This window comes from Pseudomonas sp. GM80, from assembly GCF_000282515.1.
In the GTDB taxonomy this organism is placed as follows: Bacteria; Pseudomonadota; Gammaproteobacteria; order Pseudomonadales; family Pseudomonadaceae; genus Aquipseudomonas.
This window is the reverse complement of sequence record NZ_AKJD01000174.1, coordinates 1-6,576: the sequence shown is the minus strand read 5'-3', so window position 1 is coordinate 6,576 and position 6,576 is coordinate 1. Positions and strand designations below refer to the sequence as shown.

The 6,576-nt window shown below is 59.7% G+C and carries 6 protein-coding genes and 1 pseudogene; 4 read left to right on the top strand and 3 right to left on the bottom strand.

All coding sequences use genetic code 11. The annotated features are described in order from the left end of the window. Positions 1-83 precede the first annotated feature (83 nt). From PMI37_RS24150 to phhA, 3 genes are all read right to left on the bottom strand, one after another. Positions 84-1,277 (bottom strand): amino acid aminotransferase, encoded by a 1,194-nt coding sequence (locus tag PMI37_RS24150; RefSeq protein WP_008085982.1) that lies wholly within the window; start codon positions 1,275-1,277, stop codon positions 84-86. Further along, positions 1,277-1,633, bottom strand: coding sequence for a 4a-hydroxytetrahydrobiopterin dehydratase (locus tag PMI37_RS24145; protein ID WP_003222798.1), 357 nt, complete (start codon positions 1,631-1,633; stop codon positions 1,277-1,279). The genes PMI37_RS24150 and PMI37_RS24145 overlap by 1 nt, the downstream gene beginning before the upstream one ends. 69 nt (positions 1,634-1,702) lie before the next feature. Continuing rightward, entirely contained in the window at positions 1,703-2,494 is a 792-nt protein-coding gene (phhA, locus tag PMI37_RS24140) for a phenylalanine 4-monooxygenase (RefSeq protein WP_008085979.1), read from the bottom strand. A gap of 391 nt (positions 2,495-2,885) precedes the next feature. On the opposite strand from phhA, the gene PMI37_RS24135 reads away from it, so the two are divergent. The 4 genes and pseudogenes from PMI37_RS24135 to flgH all read left to right on the top strand — a co-directional run. Then, positions 2,886-4,448, top strand: a complete 1,563-nt coding sequence (locus PMI37_RS24135) for a sigma-54-dependent phenylalanine hydroxylase transcriptional regulator PhhR (protein ID WP_008085977.1) — start codon at positions 2,886-2,888, stop codon at positions 4,446-4,448. Between the two features lie 361 nt (positions 4,449-4,809). Next, positions 4,810-5,550, top strand: a complete 741-nt coding sequence (locus tag PMI37_RS24130) for a flagellar basal body rod protein FlgF (RefSeq protein WP_008085975.1) — start codon at positions 4,810-4,812, stop codon at positions 5,548-5,550. 45 nt (positions 5,551-5,595) lie between these two features. Further along, positions 5,596-6,381, top strand: a complete 786-nt coding sequence (flgG, locus tag PMI37_RS24125; RefSeq protein WP_008085973.1) for a flagellar basal-body rod protein FlgG — start codon at positions 5,596-5,598, stop codon at positions 6,379-6,381. Positions 6,382-6,433: 52 nt separating this feature from the next. Continuing rightward, positions 6,434-6,576 (top strand): annotated as a pseudogene (gene flgH / locus PMI37_RS24120) (flagellar basal body L-ring protein FlgH); the annotation flags it as partial.

Here is a 6,576-nt window from a genome sequence, read left to right as displayed (position 1 = left end):
AGGCTGCGATCTTTTGATCTGTGTTTTTAAAATCAAGATCAAAAGATCGCAGCCTGCGGCAGCTCCTACAGGGGATTGCGGTGTTATTTGCTGACGCTGGCGATTGCTTCGGCCAGCAGCGCGAGGCGCGTGGCGTCGATGCCGGCGACGTTGGCCCGGCCCGAGCTGACCATGTACACACTGTGATGCTCACGCAGTTGTTGCACTTGCTTCGGCGACAGGCCCGTGTAAGAGAACATGCCGCGCTGCACGCCAATGTGCGCAAAGCGCTCGCGCAGACCGTGAGGCTCCAGCGCTTCAACCAGACCGCTGCGCAGTTGCGCAATGCGCAAACGCATGGCTTCCACTTCATCGGCCCAGCGCGCTTTCAGCTCTGGATCGGCGAGGATCGTCGCAACAACAGCAGCACCGTGATCCGGCGGCGTCGACCACAAGTTACGGGCGATGTTGGCCAGTTGGCTGCGAATGTCGATGAGCTTGTCGGCGGTTTTCGCGCAGACAATCAGCGCACCCGTGCGATCACGATACAGGCCGAAGTTTTTTGAGCAGGAACTGGTGATCAGCAACTCCGGCAGTTCAGCGGCGAACAACCGTGTCGACCATGCATCCTGCTCCAGGCCGTCGCCAAAACCCTGGTAGGCAAAGTCGATCAGCGGCAGCAGATTGCGGCTGCGCACCACATCAAGCACGCGCTGCCAGTCGTCGTGGTTCAAATCGAAGCCGGTCGGGTTGTGGCAGCACGCGTGCAGCAGCACCACATCACCTTTCGGCACTTCATTGAGCACGGCGAGCATGGCTTCGACGTCGAGGCGGTTGTCGCTGCCCACATACGGGTAGTGACTGACCTTGACCCCGGCCGCGGCGAAAATGGTTTCGTGAATCGGCCAGGTCGGGTTGCTCAACCACACGCCTTTGCCTGGCAGGCATTGAGCGATGAAGTCAGCCGCCAGACGCAGCGCACCGGTGCCGCCCGGCGTCTGGGTGGCGCCGGCACGTTGTTCGGCGATCAGCATGGAGTCGGCGCCAAGCACCAACTCGTTGATGACTTTGCCGAACAGCGGGTTGCCGTGGCCGCCAATGTAGGTCTTGGTGTCCTGGCTTTCGACCAGTCGCGCTTCGGCGATTTTCACCGCTTCAGGGATCGGCGTCAGGCCCTGGGCATCCTTGTAGACGCCAACGCCCAGGTCGAATTTGCGCGGGTTGGAGTCCTGCGCATACGCCTCCATCAAGCCGAGGATCGGGTCGCCGGGTACCCGGCCGATGGCGTCGAAGTGCATTACTTGCGTCCTTCTGCAGTCTTGGCCACTTCGTCAGTGCGCGCGGCCATGATGAAGTCGTTGCGGTGCAGGCCTTTGATCGAGTGGCTCCACCAGGTCACGGTGACTTTGCCCCACTCGGTCAGCAGACCCGGGTGGTGACCTTCGGCCTCGGAGATTTCACCGACGGCGTTGGTGAAGGCCAGCGCGTGCTTGAAGTTCTTGAACAGGAAAACTTTCTCCAGCTGCATGATGCTGTCGCGTACTTCGATGTTCCAGTCAGGGATCTGCTTGATCAGGATCGGCAGTTCTTCGTCGCTGACTTGTGGCGCATCGGCGCGGCAGGCTTCGCAGTGGGCTTGGTTCAATGTGGACATGGTCTGTTCCTGAATTCGATTCTTGTTGGAAATTACTATCTTTGCACGCAAGTCGCGAGCGGGATCTGCTCAGGCCGCTTTCGGCTTTGGCGGAAATTTCGGCGCATGCAGACCCAGCTGCATGCCTTGTTTGACCATGGCCATGATGTCTTCATGGGCCACGTCGAACAGGCGCTTGAGGTTCGGCAGGACGAAGTACAGCGGTTGCAGGATGTCGATGCGGTATGGCGTGCGCATTGCTTCGAGTGGATCGAAGACTTGATGCTCAGGCTCGTCCGACAGCGAATAAACGGTTTCTTTGGGCGAAGACAGAATGCCGCCGCCGTAGATGCGTTTGCCCTGCGGGGTGTCGACCAAGCCGAACTCGATGGTCATCCAGTACAGACGCGCCAGGTACACGCGTTCTTCCTTGGTCGCTTGCAGGCCGAGTTTGCCGTAGGTGTGGGTGAATTCGGCGAACCACGGGTTGGTCAGCAGCGGGCAGTGGCCAAAAATCTCGTGGAAAATGTCCGGCTCTTGCAGGTAGTCCAGTTCTTCGCGGGTACGGATAAAAGTCGCGACGGGAAACTGCTTGCTGGCGAGCAATTCAAAAAAAGTCTGGAAGGGAATCAGCGCCGGAACCCGCGCGACCTGCCAACCGGTGGTCTCGCCGAGCACCTTGTTGATCTCGCCGAGTTGCGGAATGCGGTCATGGGGCAGACCGAGTTTTTCGATACCGTCCAGATACTCCTGGCAGGCACGCCCTTCGATCACTTTCAACTGGCGAGTGATCAGCGTGTTCCACACCGCGTGTTCTTCGGCGGGGTAGTCGATAAAACCTTGCGCATCGGGCTCGCGGGCCACGTATTGCGTCTGCTTCATACTGCTCTCCTGCTAGGGGAATTCGTTCTTGTTATGTCCAGCGATGGACTCAGAATTACCCGAGAGTGGGGCGGTGTGCAGTAGGTTGGATCATGCCAGCGTAGGAAATTTCCATGGATTTCGTAAAGTAATCGTTACGCTTTGGCTGATATCACGCGTTTACGGTGATTGGCAGGTTTGAAAAGGTCGACAACTGTCACATAATCTTGACAACTATCTGCGCGCCTCGGCAGAAAAATTGACTGCATGCGCACCGCAATACCCTGTGGGAGCGAGCTTGCTCGCGAAAGCGGTGGATCTGACACATCAATGTCGTATTTGCTGATGCCTTCGCGAGCAAGCTCGCTCCCACAGGGATTGTGTTCATTCCCAATTTTGTCGGGTCTTTTATATGCGTATCAAAGTCCACTGCCAGAACCGCATCGGCATCCTGCGCGACATTCTTAACCTGCTGGTGGCCTACGGGATCAACGTCGCGCGTGGCGAGGTCGGTGGTGAGCACGGCAACGCGATCTACCTGCATTGCCCGAACCTGATCAACATTCAATTCCAGGCGCTGCGGCCGAAGTTCGAGGCGATTGCCGGGGTGTTCGGCGTCAAGCGGGTAGGGCTGATGCCCAGCGAGCGTCGGCACATGGAACTGAACGCCTTGCTCGGCGCGCTGGAGTTTCCGGTGTTGTCGATCGACATGGGCGGTTCGATCGTCGCGGCCAACCGCGCGGCGGCACAACTGCTCGGCGTGCGGGTCGATGAGGTGCCGGGCATTCCGTTGTCGCGGTACGCCGAGGATTTCGATTTGCCGGAACTGGTGCGCGCCAACAAATCGCGGATCAACGGCATGCGCGTCAAGGTCAAGGGCGACATCTTTCTCGCCGACATCGCGCCGCTGCAGTCAGAGCATGACGACAGCGAAGCCATGGCCGGTGCGGTGCTGACATTGCATCGCGCGGATCGCGTGGGTGAGCGTATCTACAACGTGCGCAAACAGGAATTACGTGGTTTCGACAGCATCTTCCAGAGCTCGAAAGTCATGGCAGCGGTGGTGCGTGAAGCCCGGCGCATGGCACCGCTGGATGCGCCTCTATTAATTGAAGGCGAAACCGGCACCGGCAAGGAATTGCTGGCGCGCGCCTGTCACCTCGCCAGCCCGCGCGGGCAATCGCCGTTGATGGCGCTGAACTGCGCTGGCCTGCCGGAATCGATGGCCGAAACCGAGTTGTTCGGCTACGGCCCTGGCGCGTTCGAAGGCGCTCGCGCCGAAGGCAAGCTCGGCCTGCTGGAACTGACGGCGGGCGGTACGCTGTTTCTCGACGGCGTTGGCGAAATGAGCCCGCGCTTGCAGGTGAAGTTGCTGCGCTTTCTGCAAGACGGCTGCTTCCGTCGTGTCGGCAGCGATGAAGAGGTTTATCTGGATGTGCGGGTGATCTGCGCGACGCAGGTCGACTTGTCCGAGTTATGCGCGCGCGGCGAGTTTCGCCAGGATTTGTATCACCGTTTGAACGTGCTCTCGCTGCACATTCCGCCACTGCGCGAATGCCTCGACGGCTTGACGCCGCTGGTCGAGCACTTCCTCGATCAGGCCAGTCGGCAGATCGGCTGTTCACTGCCCAAACTGGCGCCGGCGGCGATGGATCGGCTCAGTCATTACCATTGGCCGGGCAACGTGCGGCAATTGGAGAACGTGCTGTTCCAGGCGGTTTCGTTGTGCGATGGCGGCACGGTGAAAGCCGAGCATATTCGCCTGCCGGATTACGGCGTGCGTCAGCCGCTTGGCGATTTTTCGCTGGAGGGCGGGCTCGACGAGATTGTCGGGCGCTTCGAGAAAGCGGTGCTGGAGCGTTTGTATTCCGAGCATCCGAGCAGCCGGCAGTTGGGCAAACGACTGGGGGTTTCGCACACCACCATTGCCAACAAACTGCGTGAATACGAAGTCGGCAAAGACCCCGAAAGCTAAAAGCAACACAGTGGTGAGAAGAACTTTTGTGGCGAGGGGATTTATCCCCGATCGGCTGCGCAGCAGTCGCAAAACCTGCAAATGAGGTCGTCCTGAAGGAAAAGCGGGGCGGCTTCGCCACCCATCGGGGATAAACCCCCTCGCCACAGGGTTATTCATCCAGCCCGAGATCGGTATTGCCGCCAAGCGGCATAACACCGCCGGTTTTTCGACTTCGATACATTTCAAATTTCCCCTCACCATCCCCCAAGTCCTTTGTTTACCGGGCCTCGCGCCGCCAGAAAAAAGTTGGTCTGCAAATTGCTTATGGCTCAGCAGTACAGCGGTGGGCGGCAAACGTCCGGCATGCAGAGGAAAGAGTGTGGACAAGTACCTTTATGTGGCAATGACCGGCGCCAGCCAGAACGCACTGGCGCAAAAGGCGCATGCCAACAACCTGGCGAACATCTCCACCAACGGTTTTCAGCGCGATCTGGAGCAGGCGCGTTCGATGCCGGTGTTCGGTGACGTCTTTCCGGCGCGTGCGTTTGCCATGAGCGAACGGCCGGCCACCGACTTCACGCCGGGCTCGCTGGTGCAGACCGGTCGGGACCTCGACGTCGCCGTGACCGGCAACGGTTTTATCGCCGTGCAGAACCCTAACGGTGGCGAAAGCTACGTGCGCACCGGCAGCCTCAACATCGACGCCCTTGGCGTACTGCGCGCCGGCAACGGCATGCCGGTCATGGGCAACGGCGGTCCGATCGCCGTGCCGCCGGAGCAGCAAGTCGAAGTCGGCGAAGACGGCACCATCAGCATTCGTGCAATGGGTGAAGGCCCGCGCGTCATGGCGGAAGTCGACCGCATCAAGCTGGTCAACCCCGACATCAAGAACATGAACAAGGGCCTCGACGGCTCGATTTACACCAAGGACGGCCAACCGGCGCCGGCCGATGCCAACGTCAAACTGGTCTCGGGTTTCCTTGAGTCGAGCAACGTCAATGCCGTCGAAGAGATGACCTCGGTGCTGGCGCTGGCCAAGCAGTTCGAGTTGCACGTCAAGATGATGAACACCGCCAAAGACGACGACCAGGCCATGGCTCGGGTCTTGCAGATCAGCTAATTATCAGAACGTCGCGCCGTAAAACAGGCGCACGAGGAGAATCGAATGCTTCCGGCTCTATGGGTTGCCAAAACAGGTCTGTCCGCCCAGGACACCAACCTGACTACTATTTCCAACAACCTGGCCAACGTCTCGACCACGGGTTTCAAACGTGACCGCGCCGAGTTCCAGGACCTGCTGTATCAGATCAAGCGTCAGCCAGGCGCCCAGTCGACTCAGGACAGCGAACTGCCGTCGGGTCTGCAAGTGGGTACCGGTGTGCGCATCGTCGGCACGCAGAAAAACTTCACTGCCGGCAGCCTGCAAACCACCGAGCAGCCGCTCGACCTGGCGGTAGACGGTCGCGGTTTCTTCCAGATCCTGCAGCCGGACGGCACCACGTCCTACACCCGTGACGGTACCTTCCACCTCGACTCCAACGGTCAGGTGGTGAACGCCAGCGGCTTTGCTCTGGAGCCAGCGATTGTCATCCCGAACAACGCCCAGACCTTCACCGTCGGTCGTGACGGCACCGTGTCGATCACCGTTGCCGGCAACCCGGCTTCGCAAGTGATCGGCAACCTGCAAACTGCCGACTTCATCAATCCGGCCGGCCTGCAAGCCGTGGGCAACAACCTGTTCCTGGAAACCGCCGCTTCCGGCGCACCGCAAGTCGGTACGCCAGGCCTGAACGGTTTCGGTACCACGCTGCAGAACACCCTGGAAACGTCCAACGTCAGCACCGTTGAAGAGATGGTCAACATGATCACCACTCAGCGCGCCTACGAGATGAACTCCAAGGTGATCTCCACCGCCGACCAGATGCTCTCGTTCGTAACGCAGAATCTGTAATCAAGTCTATGAGGCGGCCATGAGGTCGCCTGCAACACCGTGAGGTAGGGTCATGAATCGCTTCGTATCTGTTCTGGCATTGAGTGGGGTCGTCTCGCTCGCGGGCTGCGTCGCTCCGACGCCCAAGCCCAATGACCCTTACTACGCTCCGGTGTTGCCGCGCACGCCGTTGCCGGCGGCCGCCAATAACGGCTC

Coding starts and splice junctions, on each gene's coding strand:
- PMI37_RS24150 (WP_008085982.1), bottom strand. CDS start 1,277: ATGCACTTCGACGCCATCGGCCGGGTACCCGGCGACCCGATCCTCGGC.
- PMI37_RS24145 (WP_003222798.1), bottom strand. CDS start 1,633: ATGTCCACATTGAACCAAGCCCACTGCGAAGCCTGCCGCGCCGATGCG.
- phhA (WP_008085979.1), bottom strand. CDS start 2,494: ATGAAGCAGACGCAATACGTGGCCCGCGAGCCCGATGCGCAAGGTTTT.
- PMI37_RS24135 (WP_008085977.1), top strand. CDS start 2,886: ATGCGTATCAAAGTCCACTGCCAGAACCGCATCGGCATCCTGCGCGAC.
- flgG (WP_008085973.1), top strand. CDS start 5,596: ATGCTTCCGGCTCTATGGGTTGCCAAAACAGGTCTGTCCGCCCAGGAC.